This is a genomic window from Streptomyces sp. NPDC059452 (genome assembly GCF_042750035.1).
In the GTDB taxonomy this organism is placed as follows: Bacteria; Actinomycetota; Actinomycetes; order Streptomycetales; family Streptomycetaceae; genus Streptomyces.
Map to the genome: position 1 here is coordinate 93,014 of NZ_JBHYVE010000019.1, position 22,263 is coordinate 115,276.

Genomic DNA, 22,263 nt, shown 5'->3' on the forward strand with positions numbered 1-22,263 from the left:
CGGCTGCGGCTGCGGGCCAGGGTCGTGACCGTGGCTTCCGCTAGTGGGGCTGCGGGGCCGGACCGGGACCGTGGGCCGTGGCCCTGATGGTGGTGAAGGTGACGATCAGCGCCACGAGGTAGATACCCGCGCCGATCAGGAGCCCGGAGGAGTAGCCCGCGGTAAGCGCCTCCGCCCGGTCCCCGGAAAGCCGGTCCCCAGGCAGCCGGTCTCCAGAAAGCCGGGCCTCGGGGAGCCGGTCCCCGGGCAGCCGCGCCTCCGTGATGGCCGAGGCGGTCGCGGCCAGGACGGCGAGGCCGACCGCGCCACCGATCTGCTGGCTGGTGTTGATCAGGCCCGCCGCGATCCCGGTGTCCTGCGGGGAGACGCCCCGCACGCTGATGGCGGTGACGGTGACGAAGACCAGCCCGAGGCCGAACCCGCAGACCAGTTGGGCGGGGAGGAGGACGGCCAGGGCGTTCTGGCCGGGCTTCAGGAAGCTGAGCCAGACCATGGCGGCGATGCCGATGACCAGCCCGGCGGAGATGACCGAGCGCTCGGGGGCTCTGGCCAGCAGTCGCGGCCCGACGCCACCGGCCGCGACGCCGATGCCGACGGCGAACGGGAGGTAGGCGAGGCCGGTGGCCATCGGCTCGTACCCCTTCACGATCTGCATGTAGAGGGTCAGGAAGTAGAACGTGGCGATCATGCCCGCGCCGACCAGGAACATGACCGCGTTGGCTCCGGCCCGGCCCCGGTCCGCCAGGAGTCCCCTCGGCACCATCGGCGCGCGGCCGGTGCGCTGGATGACGACGAAGGCGGTGAGCAGCACGATCGCGGCGCCCAGGGCCGTCAGGGCGCCCACGTCCCCGAGGCCCTTCTCGCCCGCGCGGGTGACGGCGTAAACGAGGGAGCCGAACCCGAAGGTCGCGCTCAGGGCGCCGGGCACGTCCACCGTGCCGCGCTCGCGCTCGCCCTCCTTCAGGACCGTGGTGCCGATCAACACGGCAACGGCGATGGGGACGTTGACGTACATGACCCAGCGCCAGCCAAGGAATTCGGTCAGCGCGCCGCCGAGGAGCAGCCCGACGACCGAACCGAGCCCACCCATCGCCCCGTACACGCCCAGCGCCTTGTTGCGCGCCGGTCCCGCCGGGAAGGTGGCGGCCAGCAGCGAGAGCGCGGTGGGCGCCGCGACGGCGGCGCCGACACCCTGGAGGACCCGGGCGACGAGCAGCACTTCGCCGCTGCCCGCGAGGCCGCCGAGGAGGGAGGCGAGGGTGAAGACGACGAGTCCGGTACGGAACACCCGGCGGCGCCCGAAGAGGTCGCCCGCCCGGCCACCGGCCAGCAGCAGTCCGCCGAAGGCCAGGGCGTAGGCGGTGATGACCCAGCCGAGGCCGGCGTCGGAGAGTCCCAGCGCGCTCCGCATGCTCGGCAGGGCGACGGCCACGATGGTGTTGTCGAGAACCAGCATGAGCTGGGCGGCCGCGATGACGACGAGCGCGAGACCGAGGCGGTCACTGGCGGGGACCGGGGGCACGGCGGGGCTCGGTGGAGCGGCTTCGGTTCTGGTTCTGTCCTGCATCGGCATGAACGTCTCCGTACGTTGACGTTGAGTTGATGGGCGGGGCAGCCGGGCGAGGTCAGCGGCCCGCGCCGTCCTTCGCGGTCCAGATGCGCAGCTCCTCGTAGGAGGCCCGCCACTCCGTCTCGTACGCGGCGCGCAGGGGCGGCGGGATCCTGGCGAGTACGGAGGCGGCGCGGGCGGCGTCCATGTCGTCGAGCAGCCACGGGAGGTAGCGGTTCGCATCGCTCCCGATCCGGTCCCGCTGCTCGGCGCTGAAGGCCGCCCACTGCTCCTGGCTCAGGGTCAGGTCCATCAGCGCGAGCGCGTCCCGCTCCTCGTGGTCCAGGTGGGCGAGGAGGCCGGTGCGGAGCGTGTCGACGAGGCCGCCGAGCCGTTCGGCACCCGAGTCACGGTCGGCCAGCGCCGCATCGATGTCCGCCAACAGCGGTTCTATAACGGCGTGTTCGGCCTCCATCGCGTCGAGAAGGGCGATCTCGGAGTCGCCGCGCCCTGCCAGTGCCGCGTACATCACCGGCCACACGGTGAGGTCCTCGGAGGTGTGGTGGGCCGTCAGGAACGTCTTGAACAGCTCCCAGCCGACCGCCGTGCCCAGCACCTGGCGCGGGTCCTCGTCGGCCCGGGCGGTGATCCGTGCGATGCGCTCCACTTCGCGGCGGAGCGCGTCGTGGATGGCGAACATCATCGTCATGTCGAGGTTCTTGAAGTCGCCCATGGTCTCTTCCCTCTCCCTGCACGCGTCGCGGCACCTGGCCGGGCACATGTCCGGTCCATGCGGAGGAAGTTATCGTCAACTTGCTTATCTATCAAGAGTAATAACCATCAGCACTCCAATCAGAAGCTCGGCGACGCCCCTGCCCCGCACCTGAGCCTCCCGCCCCGCCCGCCCACCTCGTCCCTTTCTGGATGATCCGCCACGGATCGAATGGTTACGCTGGCCGCATGACCGCCATGACGCCCTCGCGCCCCGCACCCGACCTCTCCTTCCTCCTGGACCACACCGGCCACGTCCTGCGGACCCGGATGTCGGCAGCGCTCGGCGAGATCGGCCTGACCGCCCGGATGCACTGCGTACTGGTCCACGCCCTGGAGGAGGAACGCACCCAGATCCAGCTCGCCGAGATCGGAGACATGGACAAGACCACGATGGTGGTGACGGTGGACGCCCTGGAGAGCGCCGGGCTCGCCGAGCGGCGCCCCTCCAGCCGGGACCGCCGGGCCCGGATCATCGCGGTCACCGAGAAGGGCGCCGCGCTCGCCGAGCGGAGCCAGGCGATCGTCGACCGGGTCCACGAAGAGGCCCTGGACTCCCTGGCCGCGAGCGACCGCGAGGTCCTGCTCCGGGCCCTGAACGCCCTGGCCGCAGGCCACTTGGCCACCCCCTCGGAGGCCCCCCGTCAGGTACGCCGGGCACGCCAGGCCAAGAACTGACCGGCGCGCACGGCGGCAACCCCACGGGACCGCACCCCGAAGGAAGAGGGACCGAAAGAAATAGTCCGCAACAAAACCATCTGCTACGGTCACACCTGTCGCATCCACCGACAGGAGAAGGCCCATGTCCCCCGCTGCCTCGCACCCCACCTCCGCCGCCGCCCCGCACCCCACCTCCCCCGCCACCCACGGCTCCCCGCCACCACCCCAACTCGCCACCCGGGCGCGGGCGATGGCCCTCGGAGTGATCGCCACGAGCATGCTGATGATCGTGCTCGACGGCTCGATCGTGACCGTCGCGATGCCGGCCGTCCAGGACGACCTGGGCTTCACCCCCGCCGGGCTCAGCTGGGTGGTCAACGCCTACCTCATCGCCTTCGGCAGCCTGCTTCTGCTCGCCGGACGGCTCGGCGACCTGGTCGGCCGCAGGCCGGTGTTCCTCTTCGGCATCGGCCTGTTCACCGCGGCCTCGCTGGTGGCCGGAGCGGCCGGTTCGCCCGCCGTGCTGATCGCCGCCCGGTTCGCCCAGGGCGTCGGCAGCGCGATGAGCGCGGCGGTGGCCCTCGGCATCCTGGTCACCCTCTTCACCGAGCCCGCCGAACGCGCCCGCGCCATCGCCGTGTTCTCCTTCACGGGCGCCGCCGGAGCCTCCATCGGGCAGGTCCTCGGCGGCGTCCTCACCGACGCCCTCAGCTGGCACTGGATCTTCTTCATCAACCTGCCGATCGGCCTCGCCGTCCTGCTGACCGCCGTACGCGTCCTGCCCGCCGACCGGGGCCAGGGGCTCGCCGCCGGGGCGGACGTGGCGGGCGCCCTGCTCGTCACCGCCGGTCTGATGCTCGGGATCTACACCGTCGTCGGGGTGGAGTCCTACGGCTGGGTCTCGGCCCGCACGCTGGGCCTCGGGACCCTCGCCCTCGTCCTGCTGGCCGGGTTCGTCCTCCGCCAGGCCACCGCCCGGACCCCGCTGATGCCGCTGCGCATCCTGCGCTCGCGCAAGGTGTCCGGGGCCAACGCGGTCCAGATGCTGATGGTGGCCGCGCTGTTCTCGTTCCAGGTCATCGTCGCGCTCCACCTCCAGAAGGTCCTCGGTTACGGGGCCGCCGCGACCGGTCTCGCGATGCTTCCGGCCGCCGTCGTCATCGGAGCCGTATCGCTCGGTCTCTCGGCCCGGCTCTGCGCCCGCTTCGGTGAACGGACCGTCCTGCTGACCGGGATCGCGCTGCTGATCGGGGCCCTCGGCCTCCTCTCCCGGGTGCCCGTGCGGGCGGAGTACGTCACCGATCTGCTCCCGGTGATGCTGCTGGCCGCCGGGTTCGGGCTCGCGCTCCCGGCGCTGACCTCGCTCGGCATGTCGGGCGCGGGCGAGGACGACGCGGGCCTCGCCTCGGGGCTCTTCAACACCACCCAGCAGATCGGCATGGCGCTCGGCGTCGCCGTCCTGACCACCCTGGCCGCCGGGCGGACCGAGGCGCTCCGCGCCTCCGGAAGCACCTCGGCCGAGGCGCTGACCGGCGGCTACCGGCTGGCGTTCACGGTCGGCGCGGCGCTCCTCGCCACGGCCTTCGCGGTCGCGTTCCTGATGCTGCGCCGGGAGCCCGCCACCGCTGGAGGGCGGGCAGGGGCGGAGGCATAGGATCGCGTACCGGTCAGGGGGGCTTCTCGGGGGAGGCGGCGGCATGCAGGCAGCGGGGCCCGACGACCCGTCACATATAGGCCCCTTCAGGACAGTTGCCGTACTCGGCCAGGGAGGCATGGGCCGGGTCCTGCTGGGCGCGGCCCCGGACGGGCAGCTCGTCGCCGTCAAGCGCGTGCACGCCGACCTCGCCCATGACGAGGGCTTCCGGGCCCGGTTCCGGCGCGAGGTGGACGCCTCCCGCCGGGTCTCCGGGGCCTACACGGCTCCGGTGGTCGACGCCGACCCGGACGCCCCCGCACCCTGGCTGGCCTCGCTGTTCCCGCCGGGGCCCACCCTGAGCGAGGCGCTGGGGGAGGCCGGGGTCCTGCCCGAGGAGACGGTACGGAGGCTCGCCGCCGGGCTCGCCCGGGCGCTGGCCGACGTCCACCGGGCCGGGCTCGTCCACCGGGACCTGAAGCCGTCGAACGTCCTCCTCACCGAGGACGGCGTCCGGGTCGTCGACTTCGGCATCGCGCGGGCCGCCGACCACGCGACCCGGATCACCCACACCGGGGCCCTCGTCGGCTCCCCCGCGTTCATGGCGCCCGAGCAGATCGAGGGCCGGGAACCCGGGCCCGCCGCCGATGTGTTCGCGCTCGGCGCCACCCTGGCCGTGGCCTGCACGGGCAGGCCGCCCTTCGACGGCGGCTCGGTCCCCGCGCTCCTGTACGCCGTCGTCCACGAGGAGCCCGACCTCACCGCCGTACCGCCGGGGCTACGCGGGCTCGTCGCCGCCTGCCTCGCCAAGGACCCGTCCGGGCGGCCCGCCCGAGCCCCGCGCAGCTCCTCGCCGCCCTGGGATCGGCGGAGCCCGCCACCACCGGGCAGTGGCCGCCTGCCGTCCACGCGGCGATCGCCGAACAGCGGGCGGGCGTCGACGGCCTCCTGACCCAGGGCACCCACCCCGACTCCAACTCTGGCTCCGGCCCCGGCTCCGGCTCCGGCTCCGGCTCCGGCTCCGGCTCCGGCTCCGGCTCCGGCTCCGGCTCCGAACGGACGGTGGTCCTACCGCCGTCGGTCGGCGCCACGGCCGTCGTCACCCAACTGTCCGCCCCGGCCCCCACCCCCGCACCTTCCCCCGGCCCCCCGGCGACGGAGGTCCTGGCTTCCGGCCGCGGTCTCGGCCGGAGTCTCCCTGTGCCTGCTGGCCGCCGGAGTCTGGTGGTACGTACAGGGCGACGATGACGACAGCGCCGGGCCCCCGGACCGGTACCTGACGATGCCGACCTGCGCCGAGGCGACGCCGAGGCTCCCCCTGCCGGAGCGGCGGAAGGACGCGGACAACTCCCACACCAACACCTCCATGGCCGAGACCCGCTGCTACTGGTACGAGAGGAACGAGCACCTGGTGAGCGGCTGGGAACCCACCTTCCACGCCGAGGTCCGCTGGCACCTGCTCCGCTCCGTCGGCTACTCCGAGAACGCCACGAGGCTCCAGGAAAAGACCTTCGCGGACGACGCGAAGGCCGGGCGCCCCGCGACCGGTCCCGGCTTCGCCGACGAGGCGTTCTGGGAGACCATGTCCGCCGACGACCCGAGGACCTGCGCCCTCTCCGTCCGTACGGCGAACCTCATCGTGTACGTCGGCCTCTCCGGTGACCGGCACCCGGCCGCCGGCTGCGAGAAGGAGGCGACGGAGATCGCCGAGGCGGCCGTGCAGGCGGTCCCGGAGGACACGTAAGACCCAAGACCCAGGTACCGCCCGGCAGGCGGCAGTTCGACGGCAGGCCCTAAGCCCCCTCCAGCCCCCTCCGCAGCTGTACGAACGCCGAATCGGCCGCCCGCACCGCACCCCCGTACACGCTGTCCGCGCTCTCCCCCGCGTCGATCCGGCGCCAGTTCTCCTCGGCCAGGATGCGCAGGACGGCGATGATCTGCCCGGCCGCGAGCCGGTCCGCGAGCCCGCCGCCCAGAGCGCGGGCGAGGGCGGCCTCGGAGCGTCCCTGGTAGGCGTACAGCCGGGCCACCAGCGCCGGGGTCCCGTACAACAGGCGGTGGAACGCCAGCACTTGGGGGGCGTCACTGAGGCCGGTCGCCGGGTCGCGGCGGTCCAGGGCGGCCAGGAAGTGGCGGCGCAGCGCGTCCAGCGGGCTCTCCTCGGGCCCCCGCCCGCCGATCACCCGGGCCGCCTCGTCCTCGTGGTCGGCGAACCGGTGCAGCGCCAGGTCCTCCTTGGCGGGGAAGTACCGGAACAGCGTCGGCTTGGAGATGTCCGCCGCGGCCGCCACCTCCGCCACGGAGACCTTGTCGAAGCCGCGCTCCAGGAACATCGCGATGGCCGCGTCGGAGATGGCCCGGTACGTCAGCTGCTTCTTCCGCTCCCGCAGACTGACCCGAACCGGCTCCGGGGCCCGCTCAGGAGCCGAAGCCGAAGCAGGCCCCGAAGTCGGAGCAGGCCCCGGAGCGAGCCCCGGAGCCGACGCACCCGCCCGCTCCCGTCCCCGCCCCTGCCCGGGTCCCGACCCCGCCCCCGACCCGGGTCCCGACCCGGGCCCCGACCCCGCCCCGGGCCCCGGTCCCGGCTCCCGCTCCACCGCCCCGGCGACGCTTCCGTTTCCGTTCCCGCCGCCGGCCTTCTCTCCGCTCATGACCATGAAGCGTACGCCCTTGACCTGGAGGGGACTTGATGTCACGGGCACGACAGAAGCGGCCCGCTAGCTGTTTTCGGCCGTGCTCCGGATGAGCACCTCGACCCCGTCCAGCAGGGTCGCCAGGCCGAAGGTGAACTCGTAGTCGGGGTCGTCCGGCTCGCTCATCACTCCGGAGCTCAGCAGCCGGTGGATGGCGGGGTGGCGCTCCGGGTCGACCAGCCGCCGCAGGGTGCGCTCATGGCCCGCCACCACCTCCTCGGGGGAGACACCACGTGCGGTGACGGCGGCGGACAGGTCGCTCATCAGCAGCGCCTCGCTGCGCACGAAGTTGGAGATCAGCAGGATCACCGAGATCTTGTCGCCCTCACCGAGCCCGCTGCCCTCCATCGCCTGGAGCCCCTGCTCCCACCAGGCGAGCGAGTTCGGGGTGGCGGGCGGGCCGCCGATCGGGATGCGGAGCACCCAGAGGTTGGCGAGGAACTGCCCGCGCTGCGCGGCCGCCCACTCGGTGAGGGCCTCCCGCCACCCCGCCCCGGCCTCCAGGGCGGCGAGCGGGTCCGGCGGGCCGATCGCCGCCTCCTGCATCAGGACGTAGAGCTCGTCCTTGGCGGAGACGTACCGGTAGAGGGACATCGTGGAGGCGCCGACCTCCTTCGCGACCCGGCCCATCGACACGGCGGCCAGCCCCTCGGCCGCCGCCACGGCCACCGCCGCCGCCACGATCCGCTCCAGGCTCAGCCCGGGCTTCGGCCCCTTGGCCGGGCGCTCCCGCAGCCCCCACGCGGCCTCGATGGAGGCCGGCAGGTCACCGCCGCCCGAGCCGCTGCTCTTCTCCGTCACCGCATCCCCTTGCCCGCGTCGCCCACGCCGCCCTCGTTCCGTGCACCCCCATGCGCCTTGACCCCATCCTAGAGATGCGTAATGCTTACGCAATAACGCGTATGACATACGCAGAAGGGGGTCAGGCAGTCATGCCCAGTCCGACCACAGAGAACGGGTACGCCATCGAGGCGTACGGCCTCACCAAGTCCTACGGAAAGCCCGCCGTCCGCGTCCTCGACTCCGTCGACCTCAGCGTCGAGCGCGGCAGCGTCTTCGCCCTGCTCGGCCCGAACGGAGCGGGCAAGACCACCGTCGTACGCATCCTCGCGACGCTCACCGCCGCCGACTCCGGCAGCGCCCGGGTCGCGGGGTACGACGTCGTCGCCGACCGGAGCGCGGTGCGGCGGGCGATCAGCCTCACCGGCCAGTTCGCCGCCGTCGACGAGACGCAGACCGGCGAGGAGAACCTGCGGATGATGGCCCGGCTCACCGGGCTCTCCCGCCCCGCCGCCCGCCGCCGGGCCGAAGAGCTGCTGGAGCGCTTCGCGCTCACCGGGGCGGCCCGGCGCACCGTCTCCACGTACTCCGGGGGCATGCGCCGCCGCCTGGACCTGGCCGCCGGGCTCACCGGCTCACCGGAGCCCGGCGTCTTCTTCCTGGACGAGCCGACGACCGGGCTGGACCCGCGCAGCCGTCAGGAGCTCTGGCAGGTCGTCCGCGAGCTGGCCGCGCGCGGGGCGAGCGTGCTGCTCACCACGCAGTACCTGGAGGAGGCCGACCGCCTCGCCGACCGGATCGCCCTGCTGAACAAGGGCCGGATCGCCGCCGAGGGCACCGCCGCCGACCTCAAGGGCCGGGTCGCCGGACACCGCCTCGACCTGGTCCTCACCAGCCGCGAGGCCTACCTCCGCCTCGCCGGGCGCGCGGTCCACCACTCCCCCGAGACGCTGACGCTCGGGCTCCCCACGGACGGCAGCGCCGCCCATGTACGCGCCCTGCTCGACGAGATCGACCCGGCGGGCGGCGAGATCGACCGCTTCACCCTGCACAGCGCGACCCTCGACGATGTCTTCCTGGCCCTCACCTCGGAGGTACCCGCCCATGTCTGACACGGCCGCAGTCCGCACGGGAGGAACCACCCACGCGGCCGTCCTGGCCGGCCGCAGCCTGCGCATCAGCCGCCGCAACACCGACGCGCTGATCATGTCGCTGGCCCTGCCGATCATGCTGATGCTGATCTTCGTCTACTTCTTCGGCGGCGCGATCGAGACGTCGACGCTCTACGACTCGTACGTCATGTACGTCGTCCCGGGCGTCATCCTCCTGTGCGCCGGGTTCGGCGCCGCGACCACCGCCACCGCAGTCAGTGAGGACATGAAGGGCGGCATCATCGACCGGTTCCGCTCGCTGGACGTGGGCGGTACGCCGGTCCTGGCCGGGCATGTGGCGGCCAGCACCGTCCGCAACCTGGTCGCCACCACCGTCGTCTTCGGCGTCGCCCTGCTGATCGGATTCCGCCCGGCGGCCTCCTGGGACGGCTGGCTCCTCGCGGCCACGGTCCTGGTCGCCTACATCGTGGCGCTGTCCTGGATCTCGGCGGCGATCGGCCTGCTGGCCCGCTCCCCGGAGGCGGCGAGCGGGTTCACGTTCTTCATGTCGTTCCTGCCCTACCCGAGCAGCGCGTTCGTCCGGATCGAGTCGATGCCGAGCTGGCTGCACGGCTTCGCCGAACACCAGCCGATCACCCCGGCCATCGAGTCCCTGCGCGGGCTGCTGCTGGGCCAGGACGTGGGCAACACGCCCTGGATCGCGCTTGCTTGGGCCGGGGGGATGCTCGCCGTGGCGATCGCCGCGTCGGGGGTGCTGTTCCGCGTACGGACACGCTGACCGCCCCCGCGAGCACACGGCTCAAGCCCGCGTAAGCACACGGCTCAAGCCCACGCGAGCACACGGCCCGAAGCCCACGCGAGCACACGGCTCAAACCCCCGCGAGCACACGGCCCAAAGCCCCCGTCGACAGGCCCACCCCGGCCGTCGGCTCAGAAGATGTCCGGGCACCAAGGCCGCCGCCCCGTGCGGAAGGCGGCGTCCGCCCGCGCCGCCGCCCCCGACCGCAGCTCCTCCACCCGCCCCAGGTCCACCAGCCGCCGCACCGACTCGTCGCCCAGATACAGGGCCGCCAACTCCCCCGCACCCAGGGCGAGATCGGCGCTCCGGGTGGTCGGGGTGCAGCGCGCCCCGGCGGCCGAGGCGTCGAGCAGGAAGCGCCCCTCGGCCACGCCCCCGCCGTCCCGGACGTCCAGGACGAGCGAGGCCTCACTCCCGTACGTACGGGCTTCCAGGGCGCGGGGCACGTCCAGCAGCCGCAGCCAGAGCCAGTCCGAGTACGTGACCGGCCTGGCCGCACGCGGGTCCGGGAGGAGGAGGGGGAGCAGATCGTCGGGGGCGCGGTAGCCGGAGCGGACGGTGGTGACCCAGTCGACCGAGCAGAGGAAGTGCCACAGCGCCCGCTCGGCCGCCGGGGTGAGGGCGATCAGGTCCCGTACGGTCGCGGTGTTCAGGGGCTGGTTGGCGTCGCCCCACCTGTCGTCGGTGCCGTAGACCAGCAGGCCGTCGACCTCGCCGTCCGCGTCGCGGTGGATGGCGTAGAACGGCTCGGTCCACTTGTCGTGGGCCGGGTAGGTGGCCGCCGCGCCCGTGTGCAGCTTCCACCAGCGCTCGCTGCGGCTGACGATCCCGGGGCGGCGGGCCGCCAGCCGGGCGTGCAGTTCGGGGCCGTACTTACGGACGTCGGCGCCGTCCACCAGCTCGACCCGGCCGCCGCCCTCCGGCTGCCCCGACCGGCGCGGGTCGAGCCCCGCCCGGTGTACGGAGACCTCCCACTCGGCGGTCCAGGCGGCGGGGCCGAAGCCGTACCGCCCGTAGATCGGGTACTCGGCGGCGATCAGCGTGGCGACCACCTCGCCGCGCTCTCTGGCCGCCGCCAGGTCCGTGGCCATCATCCGGCTCAGCAGTCCGCGCCGGCGGTGGGTGGGCGCCACCGTCACCCCGGTGATCGCGTCGGACGCCACGGTGGCCCCGCCCACCACGGTCAGCTCCTGGGCGAACGAACGGAACGTCGCCACGCACCGCCCGGCCTCGAACACCCCCTGGACGCGGGAGAGATCGGTGTCGGCCAGCCGCTCCGCCACATGCTCCTCGTCCGGTGAACCGGCCGTCAGGAACCCGTTCTGCACCGCCCGCAGCCAGTCGGGGTACGCGGACGCGGTGACGGTACGGATATCGAGGCTCATCCCCCCACGCTAAGCAGGTGCTTCTCAGAATGTCGCGTGAATTTCCCCGACCTCCGCCGCCCCGCCGAGCAGCGGCGAACGCCCGATCCGGGCGACCACGGGGGCGTCCACGCCGAGCAGTTCCAGGGCGCGGGCCAGGACCGGGCCGAGCGCCCGCGTGGCCCCGTCGTCGATCTTGAAGGCGAGGGACCGCCCGTCGGCCAGGGCCACCGCCTGGACCGCCTCGGCGCCCATCTTGGAGAGCGTCCCGGGGACCTCGCGCATCAGCCAGGTGTCCGGGCGCCGGGTGCCCGCCACGTACTCCGGGTGGGCGCGCATCGCGTCCGCGACCCGGCGCTCGGCACTGCCCGGCTCCGCCAGCACGAACGACCGGAAGGCGCGGGCCAGGCCGGTCAGCCCGATCGCCATCAGCGGGGCCCCGCAGCCGTCCGTACCGACCGCCGCGACCGGCTCGCCCGCGGCCTCGGCCACGACCTGGCCCACCAGCTGCTGGAGCGGGTGGGCGGGGTCCAGATAGCTCGCGGTGTCCCAGCCGTTGCGGACGCAGACGGCGAGCATGGCCGCGTGCTTGCCGGAGCAGTTCATGGTGATCCGCTCGCGTACGTTCCCGGCGGCGAGGTAGGCCTCGGCGGCGACCGGGTCGAGCGGCAGGTCGGGCGGGGTCTGAAGGTCGGCGGCGGACAGCCCGTGCTCGGCGAGCATGTCGCGTACGAGATCGAGGTGGAAGGGCTCCCCCGAATGGCTCGCGGCGGCCAGCGCCAGCCGCTCGCCCGACAGGTCGAGCCCCGCCCGCAGGATCGCGGCGGCCTGCATCGGCTTGTTGGAGGACCGGGGGAAGACCGGCGCGTCCGGGTCTCCGAGCGTCCGCTCCACGCTCCCGTCGGCGGCCAGCAGGACCAGCGAACCGCGGTGGTGCCCCTCGGTGAACCCGGACCGTACGATCTCGGCGAGCACGGGCGGGGCGGCGGCTATCGCGGCAGGGGCGTCGGTCGACGTCATGGTGGCCTTCCGGAGACGGTCGGTACGGTCGGGTACCGAGTCGGTACGGGGTCGGTACGGACCCGCCGTCCGGAGGGATCGGCCGGACGGGCGGGGTGCGGGACCCGCCGTCCGGAAGGATCGCTTCAGGCGAGCAGGTCGTCCACTTGGGCTTCCCCGTCACGGTACCTGCGGGCGATCTCCGCGCTGCAATCGTCGGTCGTGCGCTGGAGCTCATGGCGGCGCCGGGAAACCTGCTGCTCACAGCGGACGAGGCGGCCCATGGCGTCGTGCAGCTCCTCGTCCGTCCGGGCGGCCAGGTCCGAGAGCTCGACCTCGGCGAGGTTCTCGGCGGCGAGCTGCCGGAACTCGTCACCGCGCGGCGTCGTCAGCGTGACGTGCCGGGCGGAGGTGCGGTGCCGGGACGGGGCATCGGCCAGGATCTCCGAGAGCCGGTCCACCACCGGGGTCTCCGGGACGGGCGCCTGCGGGTCCCGCCTGCGGGCCAGTTCGGCGCGGAGGATGTCGATCCGGCCCTGGACCAGTCGGCGTACGTAACTGAGATCGGCCTCGTCCCGCTGCGCGTCCCGCCGCAGCGTCCGCAGCTCCGGCAGCCGCAGCCCGACGAACCCGGCCTCGCCGCCGCCCTGCTCCGGCACGGACGCGCGCCCGGGCAGAGTGGGCCGTACGGGTGAGCGCAGGGTGCTGGTATGCGTACGGGCGCCGCCACCGGCGCCGGTACGGGCGCCCGGTACGGGCCCGGGAGATTGTCCGGCTCCATAGGTACTCATGCTGTTCCGTCCCCTCGACCGGTGCGTCGGCACACCGCCATCGTGCATGGTGTCACCCTGCGAGGTGCCCCCGCAGACACTCTGTACCCGTTCAGCCCAAGATAGGTTGGTCTGTATGCGTGCAGTGGTACAGAGAGTGGACGGCGCGAGCGTCTCGGCGGCCGGGACGGGCGAGGACCCTTCGGCGGCCGGAGTGGTCGGCGAGATCATCGGCGAAGGCCTGTGTGTGCTGGTCGGAGTCACCCACGGGGACACCCCGGAGAAGGCGGCGCAACTCGCCCGCAAGCTCTGGTCGGTCCGCATCCTGGAGGGCGAGAAGTCCTGTTCGGATGTGAATGCCCCCCTCCTGGTGATTTCGCAGTTCACCCTCTACGGGGACGCCCGCAAGGGCCGCCGCCCCACCTGGAACGCCGCGGCCCCGGGCGAGGTCGCCGAACCCCTGGTGGACGAGGTGGTGGCGCAGCTGCGGGCGCTGGGCGCGGAGGTGGCGACGGGCCGGTTCGGAGCGGACATGCGCGTCTCGCTCACGAACAGCGGCCCGTTCACGGTGATCATCGAGGTGTGACCGTACGAAGGCGGTACCGGACTCTACGGACAGGGCCCCGCACCGGCCCGGAGCGGCCAGGAGTGGGCGGGGTCATCGAGCCAGGCGCGCTGGCCTCCGGCATCGACGGTAAGGCCCAGCCGCTCGTACCCGGGGCGGCCCTGGTCGACCCACCACGCGTAGGCGGCCCTCGCCTCGTCCCAGAGCCGACGATGGCCGGACTGCCACACCGTGGCTACCGCCCCGCCCCGGAACGCGGCACAGGCCCATGAACGGTCGGTGAGGCTGTACAGCCAGAAGGCCCTTCCTCCTTCGGCCCTCTCCGCCACCGCGTGTGTACAGGCCCGGAGCCTGAGCCCGAGGACGAACCGCTGCGGGCTGAACCTCTCCCCCAGGAACTCGTTCTCCGTGATCACAGTCTCCTCCTTCTCCTTGCTCACGATCGCGGAGGGGTGGTCCACGTACGTGGCGTGCTCCTGGGGCGTGAACCTCTGGGACCGCGCCTTCATGAACTCCACCGGCCTGGCGAAGGGCCCCGTGGCGCTCAGCCCGTCGTCCGAGACGACGAGACGGGCCACGGCGTCCCCGTATCCGTAACGCGTCCCCCAGGGGGCCACGATGATCCCGCCGGGCCGGATCTGCCGCAGCCAGGCGCCGGGAATCCCGCGGACACCGCAGGTCGCGATGATCCTGTCGTACGGGCCTCCCTCCGGATACCCCTTGAGCCCGTCACCGGACACGACCTTCACCGGGAGCCCGAAGTCGCGCAGAGCGACCCGGGCCCGGTCCGCCACGGCGCCGTCGACCTCCACCGTGACGACGTTCGCGACGCCCAGCCGATGGGCCATGAGCGCGGCGGTCCACCCGGTCCCCGTCCCGACCTCCAGGACACGGTCCCCCGGCCGCACGTCCAAGTCTTCCAGCATCGGAAAGACGACGCTCGGCATGGATGACGACGAGGTGGCCACCGCTCCGGGCGCCCGGCCATCGTCACATCCGGCCGGGACCCCGTCGTCCCACTGGGTGACGAGAGGAACGTCGGAGTCCGCGTAGCCGTGCCACGCCCGCGGGTCATCCACCCGGGAGACGGTCACGGCCTCACCGGTCTCCATGCCGAAGGGCCAGACGACCTCCGGCAGGAAGGCGGCCCGGGGTACGGCAGCGAACGCGGGGGCCCAGCCCGCGGAAAGGACGCCCCCGGCCATGAGGGCGCGCTCCAGCTCCGTACGGCTGGGCCGGTGCTCCTGGCTGCGGCCGCCGCTCACCTACGCGCCTTCGGCGGGTTGGGAACGCCGGGCCCGCCGTCGGGGGTGGGCGCGGGGTGCGGGCCGGGGTAGGGGCTCCCCGGCAGCTTGTCCCCTCCATCGACTCCATCGGCGGAGAAATCCGGAGAAGCGAGTGTTCCGTTCATCGAGGCTTCCTTCGTGGGTGTCTGTCCCCGACGCGGTCGCGTCGGCGTGTGGATGCCTCCCTCGCAGGGGCCGGGCAGGGGTGGCTTCCCTGCGAGGGAGACGCGGCATCCGCCTCTGCCGGGGCCGAGAGGCCGCCCTGGGAGGGGCGGCCCGGTCAGCCACTCTGCGGCAGAGTCGGCGTTCAGGTGGGTGGCCGGTGCCTTTCTGCACGGTTCACAGATACGTACGGCCGATCGTGGAGCGGGCCACCAGGTCCGCTCCGTCCCTGCGGGCCAGCTGCTCGGAGACCATCCGTTCGACCTCCGACAGGCAGTCGTCGCAGGCGAACATGTCCCCGTCACCCGCTGCCGTCCGGACGGGCCCGAACCACCTGACGCCCACGTGCTCACGGCGGCAGCCGAGCCAGCAGGGCCCTGTGACCCGGTGGAGGTTCACGCGGGCAGCGGGAACTGGAACTGATCGGCCCGCCTGAAGACGACGCGGGGACCGGTCATGATCCACGGCAACCGTCGCCCCTCAAGCTCCAGAATCCGGCTGCTCCCGCTCGCGCCCCTCATGTTGCGGATGCGGTAGCAGCGGTCTTCGAGGGGCAGGTGGTCCCCCACCCTGACCTGGTCGGGCAGCACCTCCAGGGGCAGGGTCCCCTCGGGCCGCAACGCCTCCAGCGGCATCGACGGCCGATGCGCCAAGGACTCCAGCCGGGCCGCCAGACGTCCGGCCGCGTGGACGTTGATGTGCCCGTGAACGGCGACCACGGTCCGCCCGCCCACCGAACGGGGGACAACCCGCTCCAGGAAGATGCCGCAGCCGCGCAGCGCCCGAACGAGCCGGGTGGCCGTGGCAGATGCGTCGTCATCGGTGCGTTCGGTGGGTTCGGTGAGTTCCGACGGGGTGTCCGGCAGCGGGGCGGTGGTCATGTGAGCACTCCTGGTGGGGATCTCCGCTCTCTGTGGATACAGCGTGACCACCTGGACGTACTCTGAAAAGCCTGACGCCATTCCAAACCAACTGGAATACAGGGGAGTTGAACAGGTGAGCGAAAAGGCCGATCAGGGAAACCAACCAGCTAATGCCGCCCGATACTTCGGCGAGGAGGTCAAAGCTCTCCGTGAAGCGTTGGGGCTGGCTCAGGAGCCGTTCGCGACCGAACTCCGCTACAAACAGGCGCAGGTGAGCAAGGTCGAGAACGGACACGCTTTCGCTTCGGAAGACTTCGCAGCGGCTATGGACAAGCTTGCTGGGACTCCGGGGGTATACGCGCGGTTGAGAGCCCGACTGAGCAGGCGTGGCGGCCATCCTGAATGGTTCGTGCCGTACGTGACGCTGGAAGAGTCCGCCAGTGCCGTTACCGATTACTCGTGCACTTTCCTGATGGGCCTCCTTCAGACTCCCGACTACGCGACTGCCGTCTTCCGATCCCACCATCCCCGGGAGTCGGAGGACCAGATCCGGAGTCGTGTCGAGACTCGGCTACTGAGGCGCAAAGTCCTCGAACGGGTTGATCCGCCACTTCTGTGGGTGGTGGCCCACGAAGCGGTTCTGTGCGCCCGCGTGGGCGGACGAGCGGTCATGATCGCTCAGCTTGAACACCTGGCCGCGCTCATGGCGACACCCCATGTCACCGTCCAGGTTCTCCCCTTCGAAGTCGGCGCCGCGCCAAGCCACTTGCCGTTTACGCTTCTCTCCAAGAACGGCACTTCGCACGCGGTCTACACCGAAACCGCCACTCAGGGTGGGCAGGTGGACGAGGCGGCTAGCGTGGTGGGTGCTGCGGTCAGCATGTTTGACCGGCTACGCATGCACGCGCTGAACGAAGAAGAGTCCCTGACTCGACTTCACAAGATCATGGAGGGCCACCGAGCATGACCGACACCCGTACCCACGAGTGGGTCAAGAGCACTTACAGCGGCGGCGACGGGGGACAGTGCCTTGAGTGGGCTCCCGCTGCCGCAGCCGTCACCGGCATCGTCCCCGTCCGCGACAGCAAGGCCCCCGAGGGGCCTTCCCTGGCCGTCTCGGGAGCGGCGTGGACAGGACTGGTGGAGTTCGCCAAGGCCGCGTCCCTCTGACCCCCGCCCCCGGCGCCACACAGCAGAACGCCCCTCCCCGAGCCGACGGACTCCGCCGGAAGGCTCGAAGAGGGGCGTTCCGGCCGTCCAGGACGCGGGCCCCGGCGGGGCCTACGGCTCCACCACCGTCTCCTGGGCCGCCGCCGTGTCCCCGGCGATCAGCTCCGCGTCCACCGCCACGTTCCGCTTGACCAGGGCCAGGGCGATCGGGCCCAGCTCGTGGTGGCGGGCCGAGGTGGTGATGAAGCCGAGCTGGCGGCCCTCCTCGCCGTCGGCGGCCAGCCGTACGGGTGTGCCGTGGCCGGGCAGGTGCACCTCGCTGCCGTCCAGGTGCAGGAAGACGAGCCTGCGCGGCGGCTTCCCCAGGTTGTGGACGCGGGCGACGGTCTCCTGGCCCCGGTAGCAGCCCTTCTGGAGGTGGACGGCGGTGCCGATCCAGCCCAGCTCGTGCGGGATGGTGCGGTGGTCGGTCTCGAAGCCGACGCGCGGGCGGTGCGCCTCGACGCGCAGGGCCTCGTACGCCAGGATCCCGACGGCCGGGCCGTTGGCGGCGGCGTACGCCTCCAGGTCGGCGCGCGGCAGGAAGACGTCCCGGCCCTGTGCGGTCTCCCGTACGGTGACGCCTTCCGGGACCTGGGCGATGGAACCGGCCGGGAGGTGCACGACGGCGGTGTCCTCGGTGCGGTCGGCGACCTCGACCCGGTAAAAGAACTTCATCGACTCCAGGTAGGCGATGAGGTCGCCCTGGGTGTCGGGTTCGACGTGCATCCACACCGTGGCCCCGTCGTCGACGAGGTACATGGCGTGCTCGATGTGCCCGTTGGCGGAGAGGATCAGCGCCTCGGTGGCCTGGTGCGGGGCGAGGTCGCTGACGTGCTGGGTGAGCAGCAGGTGCAGCCAGCTCAGCCGGTCGTCCCCGGTGACGGTGACGACACCGCGGTGGGAGAGGTCGACGAGGCCGGTGCCGTCGGCGAGGGCGCGTTGCTCGCGGAACAGGTCACCGTAGTGCGCGGCGACACCTTCGTCGCGGCCCTCGGCGGCGACCGCGCCGGGCAGGGACAGCAGGGGGCTCTTCATGCGCCCAGCCTACGACTTGGCGGAGGCGTCCTCCGCTGCCGTGTTCGTATCGGCGTCCGTACCCGCCTCCGCGGCCTGCTTGGCCGCCGTACAGCCCTCGCAGCGGCCGAAGATCGCGAAGTGCTTCATGTCGGTCTCGAAGCCGAAGTCGCCGCGCAGCTTCTCGGTGAACTCGGTGACGACGGCGAGGTCCGCCTCGATGACGTCCTTGCAGTCCCGGCAGACCAGGTGGATGTGGTGGTGCCGGTCGGCTAGGTGGTACGTCGGGGCGCCGTGGCCCAGATGGGCGTGGCTGACCAGCCCGAGCTCCTCCAGGAGCTCCAGGGTCCGGTACACCGTGGAGATGTTCACCCCGGACGCGGTCTTGCGCACTTCGCACAGGATGTCGTCCGGAGTCGCGTGCTCCAGGGCGTCGACGGCCTCCAGGACGAGCTGTCGCTGGGGCGTCAGCCGGTAGCCACGCTGTCGAAGATCGGTCTTCCAGTCGGTGCTCACCACAGGCCCAGTGTAGGGCGGGGTGAGCACCGGCCAGGAGTCCTCGGGCCGATCGGTCCGGCTACTTGAAGAACGCGATGCCGTCGTCGGGCATGTCCTCAAGGTTCCGCGCCATCTCGGCGACCTCCTCGGGGGTGACGACCTTCTTCAGGTGTGCCGACATGTACGGCCGCAGCTCGACGTCGGGGGTCGACTTCTCGCCGACCCACATCAGGTCGCTGTTCACGTACCCGTACAGGCGCTTGCCCCCGCTGTACGGGCCGGAGGCCGCCGTCCGGGCCACCGCGTCGGTGACCAGGTCGATCTGCGGCTTCTGGTGCGCGAGCTCGCCGTACCAGATCTCCACGACGCCCTGGTCGCGGACCATGACGACCTCGACCTTGCGGTCCTTGTCGATGCGCCAGTAGCCGGACTCCGACTCCAGCGGGCGGACCTGGTTGCCCTCGGCGTCCAGGACCCAGCTGTGGGAGACGTACTCCAGGAAGTCACGGCCGTCGTGGCTGAACGTGACCTCCTGGCCGAAGTTGCACTTCTCGGCGCCGGGGAAGTCGGAGACGCCCGCGCCCGCCCACTTGCCGATGAGGAAGGCCAGCGGGACGAGGTCCGGGTGGAGGTCGGACGGGATCTCGATCATGAGCTGCTCAGACGATCTGTGAGGGAGGGGTGGAACGGATCGGGTGCGGCGGGGCCGACGGTCAGCGCTGGCCCTGGTACAGCTTCTTCACGGCGACCACCGTGAAGGCCATGACGCCCACGCAGACCAGGATCAGCAGGGCGGAGAAGAATGCCTCAAGCACAGGGGGCTCCTCGTGACGAGCGGGTGACGGCGGTGACAGGGCCGGAACCCCAGCCTAATGGGTGGGGGCCCGGCCTTCTCGTCCAGGTGGCGGCTGCGGGCGCGGCCCGGGGCCGGGCCGCGCCCGGGCTCCGGTTCCGGCCGCGCCTCCGGCTCTCAGGCGAGCAGCTGGTTCTGGAGGATCACCGTCTGCTGGAAGGGGACGCGTTCCGCCTCCTGCTTGCCCGGGCGCTCGTGCACGATCAGCGCGACCGTGTCGCCCGCCAGGGTGTACGCCTGCCGGACGTGCTCAGCTCCGAAGGGGGCCTGCTCGTTGAAGACGAACGACGAGAGGTTCTCGATGTCGTTGGCCGAACCCCAGGTGTCGTCGAGCTCCATGGCGTCCGTACGGTCCAGCGGTGTACCGACCGATGAGCCGACGTACAGGTCGTCGAGCAGGCGGGTCGCGAACGCCGTCGAGTTGAAGCGCAGCAGATAGACCCGGGACACCGTGCCGTCCGGCATGGTCCAGCCGCGCGCCGCGATGTGACGCGGGGCGGCGTCCTTCAGGAGCTGGGCCACCGAGGGCCGGTTCTGCGGCCGGTAGGCGGCGGCGAAGGTCTCCGTGGAGATCCAGCCGCCGGTCAGCTTCTTGTCCGGCACCGCTCCGGCCGGGGCGGGCAGCAGCAGGTCGCGCAGGTCGGCGTGGTGGATCTCGGCCGTGTTGCCGGTACTGAACGGGCGCGGCGACCCGGCCGGGAGCGCGGGCAGGGACAGCTTCGGGTACTCCCAGCGGCCGTCGCCCTCGGTGGCGAGCCCGGGTACGTCCGTCCGCTCCAGGGAGGCGATCCCGAAGGCCGTACCGGTACCGAGCACCCCGAGCGCCAGCACGGCGGCCGTCCAGCGCCCCACGGCCCGCAGCACCCGCCGGGGCGGCTTGGGCACCGGTGCCGGCTCGGCCTGGGCCTCGGGCGCGACCTGCGTGTCGGAGGTCGCGGGGGCCGCTTCGGGGACCGCGGGGGCCTCGGCCTCCCCGGCTGCCCCGGGCGTCACGGTCTGCTCGTTCATATGTACTCCCCCGGGGACGTGATGTGGTCGAGCTGGTCCTTCAGCAGGTCCCCGGCGTCGGACGGGCTGAAGGGCTTGCTGCCCTGCGCCTGGAAGGAGACCGAGACCTCGCCCTCGTACGCGAAGCAGAAAACGCCGTCGAGGGTGTCCTTGTCGCCCTTGGGCAGGCGGTGGCAGACGGCGTTCTTGTGGCCCTCGATCCTCGGCCCCTTACGGAAGACGCCGAAGGAGTCCATCAGCGCCTTGCGTTCCGTGAAGGACTTCCGCACCGCCTGCCTGTCCTCCATCTTCACGACCTGGATGTTCGCGACGAGGTCGTTCTCCTCCGAGGTGTACGAGCGCTGCGCGATGCCCTGGATACGGAGCCGGTCGACGAGCTCGGCCAGCTTCCGGCGGTCCTTGCCGGCCAGACCGCGCCCCGTCTCCTTCATCGCGGCGGCGGCCTTCGCGCCGCTGATCTCGTTGTCGTTGCCGTGCTCGCCGATGTCCGGGCCGAGCCGGTAGCCCTGGGGCACCGGCAGCAGGAGCCTGGACAGCTCGGTGTCGTGGCGGCCCCGGAACGGGGCGCCCGCCGGGTCCTTCCCGGTCGGCGCGTGGTCCTCGTCCCAGACGGTCGTCGTGACCTTCCGGTCGGCGGTTCCCACGGTGGCGTTGGTGTAGCCGGCCGCACCGCCGATCGCCGCGAGCACCAGGCCGACGGGCAGCGCGGTCAGCAGCACACGGCGCACCCGGCGGGCGGGGGCGGGCGAGGGGACGGCCGCGGGAACGGCTGAAGGGACCGACGAGGGGGTGGTGGCCGAGGGGGCGGCCGTCGGCTCCGGGGTGCGGTTCGTCTCGTCGTTCACAGCCGCTCCAGCTGTCGTTCGGCCAGCGTCCGGATGTCCTTCGCCTTGATCGGGACGGTGTCGAAGATGTTGATGTCCAGCACGATGTCTCCGCGTGCCGCCAGGGCACGGGCCCGGTAGGACGGGAGGTACCCGGCCTTCCGTTCGACCGGGAACAGGTAGGAGCGGCCCTCGCCGCTGCCCTTGACCGGCTGGCCCGGGTTGCCCGCGCCGTCCTCCTCCTCGTCCATGTAGTCCAGCTGGCCGGCGAGGTGGTCGGAGGCTCCGAGCGTGTCGCCGGACCGGAACTGGATCAGCTGGACGTTGATCGTGCGGTGCTGCCCCTGCCGCCACCCGACCGAGGCCACCCGCCGGAGATCGGCCCCGGCGAACGTCTCGAACATGTAGTTCGGGTCGTCGTAGTAGGTCTGGGCGTACTCGGGGAGGCTCGCCCAGCCGTCACCGATGCCCAGCTCACCGGCGAGCGGCTTCTTGGCCCCCTTGGGCCGGTCGACGAGCAGCTTGCGCAGGTCGCCGTCGGTCGTGACCTGGCGGTCCTGGGCGGCGGGCAGCGGGGCCGGGGCCGTGGGCAGCGGCTTCGCCGGGTAGCCGAGACCGGGCTGGGAGAGGGCGGGCAGCGGCGTCGGCGGCCGCTCGGCCTGGATGCCGTAGCCCACGGCCGCGCCGCCCGAGATCCCGAGCAGCGCGGCCGCGGTGATGATCAGCGTGGTACGGCCGCGTGGCCTGCGGCGCACGGGCGGTGCGGGAATGGTGTCGTTCGGTTCCAAAAGGGCCCCCCTGAATGACCTGAGGCGCGGGTTTCCCTCACCTGCGCGCACAAGTGACCC

25 protein-coding genes are annotated in these 22,263 nt (G+C 72.2%); 9 read left to right on the forward strand and 16 right to left on the reverse strand.

The features are described 5' to 3' along the window. Positions 1-40: 40 nt before the first annotated feature. Together ACFW9Z_RS24155 and ACFW9Z_RS24160 are read right to left on the reverse strand one after the other, a co-directional pair. Positions 41-1,573, reverse strand: a complete 1,533-nt coding sequence (locus tag ACFW9Z_RS24155) for an MFS transporter (protein WP_384644310.1) — start codon at positions 1,571-1,573, stop codon at positions 41-43. A 52-nt stretch (positions 1,574-1,625) separates the two neighbouring features. Continuing rightward, positions 1,626-2,282 (reverse strand): hemerythrin domain-containing protein, encoded by a 657-nt coding sequence (locus ACFW9Z_RS24160; RefSeq protein ID WP_384644311.1) that lies wholly within the window; start codon positions 2,280-2,282, stop codon positions 1,626-1,628. Positions 2,283-2,509: 227 nt separating this feature from the next. On the opposite strand from ACFW9Z_RS24160, the gene ACFW9Z_RS24165 reads away from it, so the two are divergent. The 4 genes from ACFW9Z_RS24165 (at position 2,510) to ACFW9Z_RS24180 (ending at position 6,357) form a co-directional block, all read left to right on the forward strand. Further along, positions 2,510-2,998: a MarR family winged helix-turn-helix transcriptional regulator gene (locus tag ACFW9Z_RS24165; protein ID WP_384644313.1), complete on the forward strand. Its 489-nt coding sequence runs from the start codon at positions 2,510-2,512 to the stop codon at positions 2,996-2,998. Between the two features lie 124 nt (positions 2,999-3,122). Then, the gene (locus ACFW9Z_RS24170) at positions 3,123-4,634 is read left to right on the forward strand and encodes an MFS transporter (RefSeq protein ID WP_384644315.1); all 1,512 of its coding nucleotides are present in this window, start codon (positions 3,123-3,125) and stop codon (positions 4,632-4,634) included. A 43-nt stretch (positions 4,635-4,677) separates the two neighbouring features. Next, positions 4,678-5,565, forward strand: coding sequence for a serine/threonine-protein kinase (locus tag ACFW9Z_RS24175; RefSeq protein WP_384644317.1), 888 nt, complete (start codon positions 4,678-4,680; stop codon positions 5,563-5,565). Between the two features lie 330 nt (positions 5,566-5,895). Beyond that, positions 5,896-6,357, forward strand: coding sequence for a hypothetical protein (locus tag ACFW9Z_RS24180; RefSeq protein ID WP_384644319.1), 462 nt, complete (start codon positions 5,896-5,898; stop codon positions 6,355-6,357). Between the two features lie 49 nt (positions 6,358-6,406). Here ACFW9Z_RS24180 and ACFW9Z_RS24185 read toward each other — a convergent pair whose 3' ends face one another. After that, entirely contained in the window at positions 6,407-7,264 is an 858-nt protein-coding gene (locus ACFW9Z_RS24185) for a TetR/AcrR family transcriptional regulator (RefSeq protein ID WP_384644321.1), read from the reverse strand. Between the two features lie 66 nt (positions 7,265-7,330). Continuing rightward, positions 7,331-8,107: a TetR/AcrR family transcriptional regulator C-terminal domain-containing protein gene (locus ACFW9Z_RS24190; protein WP_384644323.1), complete on the reverse strand. Its 777-nt coding sequence runs from the start codon at positions 8,105-8,107 to the stop codon at positions 7,331-7,333. 131 nt (positions 8,108-8,238) lie between these two features. Here ACFW9Z_RS24190 and ACFW9Z_RS24195 point away from each other — a divergent pair, with 131 nt between their 5' ends. Continuing rightward, entirely contained in the window at positions 8,239-9,198 is a 960-nt protein-coding gene (locus ACFW9Z_RS24195) for an ATP-binding cassette domain-containing protein (RefSeq protein WP_384644325.1), read from the forward strand. Continuing rightward, complete coding sequence (locus tag ACFW9Z_RS24200; RefSeq protein ID WP_384644327.1) at positions 9,191-9,976, forward strand: ABC transporter permease; 786 nt, start codon at positions 9,191-9,193, stop codon at positions 9,974-9,976. The genes ACFW9Z_RS24195 and ACFW9Z_RS24200 overlap by 8 nt, the downstream gene beginning before the upstream one ends. Positions 9,977-10,128: 152 nt before the next feature. Here the strand turns inward: ACFW9Z_RS24200 and ACFW9Z_RS24205 are convergent, their stop codons facing one another. The 3 genes from ACFW9Z_RS24205 to ACFW9Z_RS24215 all read right to left on the reverse strand — a co-directional run bounded on the left by ACFW9Z_RS24205 (position 10,129) and on the right by ACFW9Z_RS24215 (position 13,151). Next, on the reverse strand, positions 10,129-11,382 hold the full coding sequence (locus tag ACFW9Z_RS24205; protein ID WP_384644329.1) for a GNAT family N-acetyltransferase: 1,254 nt from the start codon (positions 11,380-11,382) through the stop codon (positions 10,129-10,131). A gap of 24 nt (positions 11,383-11,406) precedes the next feature. Further along, positions 11,407-12,381 carry an asparaginase gene (locus ACFW9Z_RS24210; RefSeq protein WP_384644331.1) on the reverse strand — a complete coding sequence of 325 codons (975 nt, stop codon included), beginning with the start codon at positions 12,379-12,381 and terminating at the stop codon, positions 11,407-11,409. A 125-nt stretch (positions 12,382-12,506) separates the two neighbouring features. After that, positions 12,507-13,151 carry an ABC transporter substrate-binding protein gene (locus ACFW9Z_RS24215; RefSeq protein WP_384644333.1) on the reverse strand — a complete coding sequence of 215 codons (645 nt, stop codon included), beginning with the start codon at positions 13,149-13,151 and terminating at the stop codon, positions 12,507-12,509. A 115-nt stretch (positions 13,152-13,266) separates the two neighbouring features. Here ACFW9Z_RS24215 and dtd point away from each other — a divergent pair, with 115 nt between their 5' ends. Then, positions 13,267-13,716 (forward strand): D-aminoacyl-tRNA deacylase, encoded by a 450-nt coding sequence (dtd, locus tag ACFW9Z_RS24220; RefSeq protein ID WP_384644335.1) that lies wholly within the window; start codon positions 13,267-13,269, stop codon positions 13,714-13,716. Between the two features lie 23 nt (positions 13,717-13,739). Here dtd and ACFW9Z_RS24225 read toward each other — a convergent pair whose 3' ends face one another. The 3 genes from ACFW9Z_RS24225 to ACFW9Z_RS24235 all read right to left on the reverse strand — a co-directional run bounded on the left by ACFW9Z_RS24225 (position 13,740) and on the right by ACFW9Z_RS24235 (position 16,024). Further along, complete coding sequence (locus ACFW9Z_RS24225; protein WP_384644475.1) at positions 13,740-14,900, reverse strand: methyltransferase domain-containing protein; 1,161 nt, start codon at positions 14,898-14,900, stop codon at positions 13,740-13,742. A 420-nt stretch (positions 14,901-15,320) separates the two neighbouring features. Then, positions 15,321-15,542 (reverse strand): hypothetical protein, encoded by a 222-nt coding sequence (locus tag ACFW9Z_RS24230; protein WP_384644336.1) that lies wholly within the window; start codon positions 15,540-15,542, stop codon positions 15,321-15,323. Beyond that, entirely contained in the window at positions 15,539-16,024 is a 486-nt protein-coding gene (locus tag ACFW9Z_RS24235; RefSeq protein WP_384644338.1) for a hypothetical protein, read from the reverse strand. The genes ACFW9Z_RS24230 and ACFW9Z_RS24235 overlap by 4 nt, the downstream gene beginning before the upstream one ends. Before the next feature lie 43 nt (positions 16,025-16,067). Between ACFW9Z_RS24235 and ACFW9Z_RS24240 the strand changes: the two genes are divergently transcribed. Both ACFW9Z_RS24240 and ACFW9Z_RS24245 read left to right on the forward strand, forming a co-directional pair. Beyond that, on the forward strand, positions 16,068-16,973 hold the full coding sequence (locus tag ACFW9Z_RS24240; protein WP_384644340.1) for a Scr1 family TA system antitoxin-like transcriptional regulator: 906 nt from the start codon (positions 16,068-16,070) through the stop codon (positions 16,971-16,973). Then, a complete protein-coding gene (locus tag ACFW9Z_RS24245) occupies positions 16,970-17,176 on the forward strand; it encodes a DUF397 domain-containing protein (RefSeq protein ID WP_384644342.1) in 207 nt (68 codons plus the stop codon). Before ACFW9Z_RS24240 ends, ACFW9Z_RS24245 begins: the two co-directional genes overlap by 4 nt. 111 nt (positions 17,177-17,287) lie before the next feature. On the opposite strand, the gene ACFW9Z_RS24250 is transcribed toward ACFW9Z_RS24245, so the two are convergent. The 6 genes from ACFW9Z_RS24250 to ACFW9Z_RS24275 all read right to left on the reverse strand — a co-directional run bounded on the left by ACFW9Z_RS24250 (position 17,288) and on the right by ACFW9Z_RS24275 (position 22,203). Next, positions 17,288-18,253, reverse strand: coding sequence for a YgfZ/GcvT domain-containing protein (locus tag ACFW9Z_RS24250; RefSeq protein WP_384644344.1), 966 nt, complete (start codon positions 18,251-18,253; stop codon positions 17,288-17,290). A 9-nt stretch (positions 18,254-18,262) separates the two neighbouring features. Continuing rightward, on the reverse strand, positions 18,263-18,751 hold the full coding sequence (locus tag ACFW9Z_RS24255) for a Fur family transcriptional regulator (protein ID WP_384644346.1): 489 nt from the start codon (positions 18,749-18,751) through the stop codon (positions 18,263-18,265). Between the two features lie 58 nt (positions 18,752-18,809). Further along, positions 18,810-19,382: an FABP family protein gene (locus ACFW9Z_RS24260; protein WP_384644347.1), complete on the reverse strand. Its 573-nt coding sequence runs from the start codon at positions 19,380-19,382 to the stop codon at positions 18,810-18,812. 318 nt (positions 19,383-19,700) lie between these two features. Beyond that, entirely contained in the window at positions 19,701-20,591 is an 891-nt protein-coding gene (locus ACFW9Z_RS24265; protein ID WP_384644349.1) for a hypothetical protein, read from the reverse strand. After that, positions 20,588-21,436: a hypothetical protein gene (locus ACFW9Z_RS24270; protein ID WP_384644351.1), complete on the reverse strand. Its 849-nt coding sequence runs from the start codon at positions 21,434-21,436 to the stop codon at positions 20,588-20,590. The genes ACFW9Z_RS24265 and ACFW9Z_RS24270 overlap by 4 nt, the downstream gene beginning before the upstream one ends. Continuing rightward, positions 21,433-22,203 carry a hypothetical protein gene (locus ACFW9Z_RS24275; protein WP_384644353.1) on the reverse strand — a complete coding sequence of 257 codons (771 nt, stop codon included), beginning with the start codon at positions 22,201-22,203 and terminating at the stop codon, positions 21,433-21,435. The genes ACFW9Z_RS24270 and ACFW9Z_RS24275 overlap by 4 nt, the downstream gene beginning before the upstream one ends. Positions 22,204-22,263: the final 60 nt, after the last annotated feature.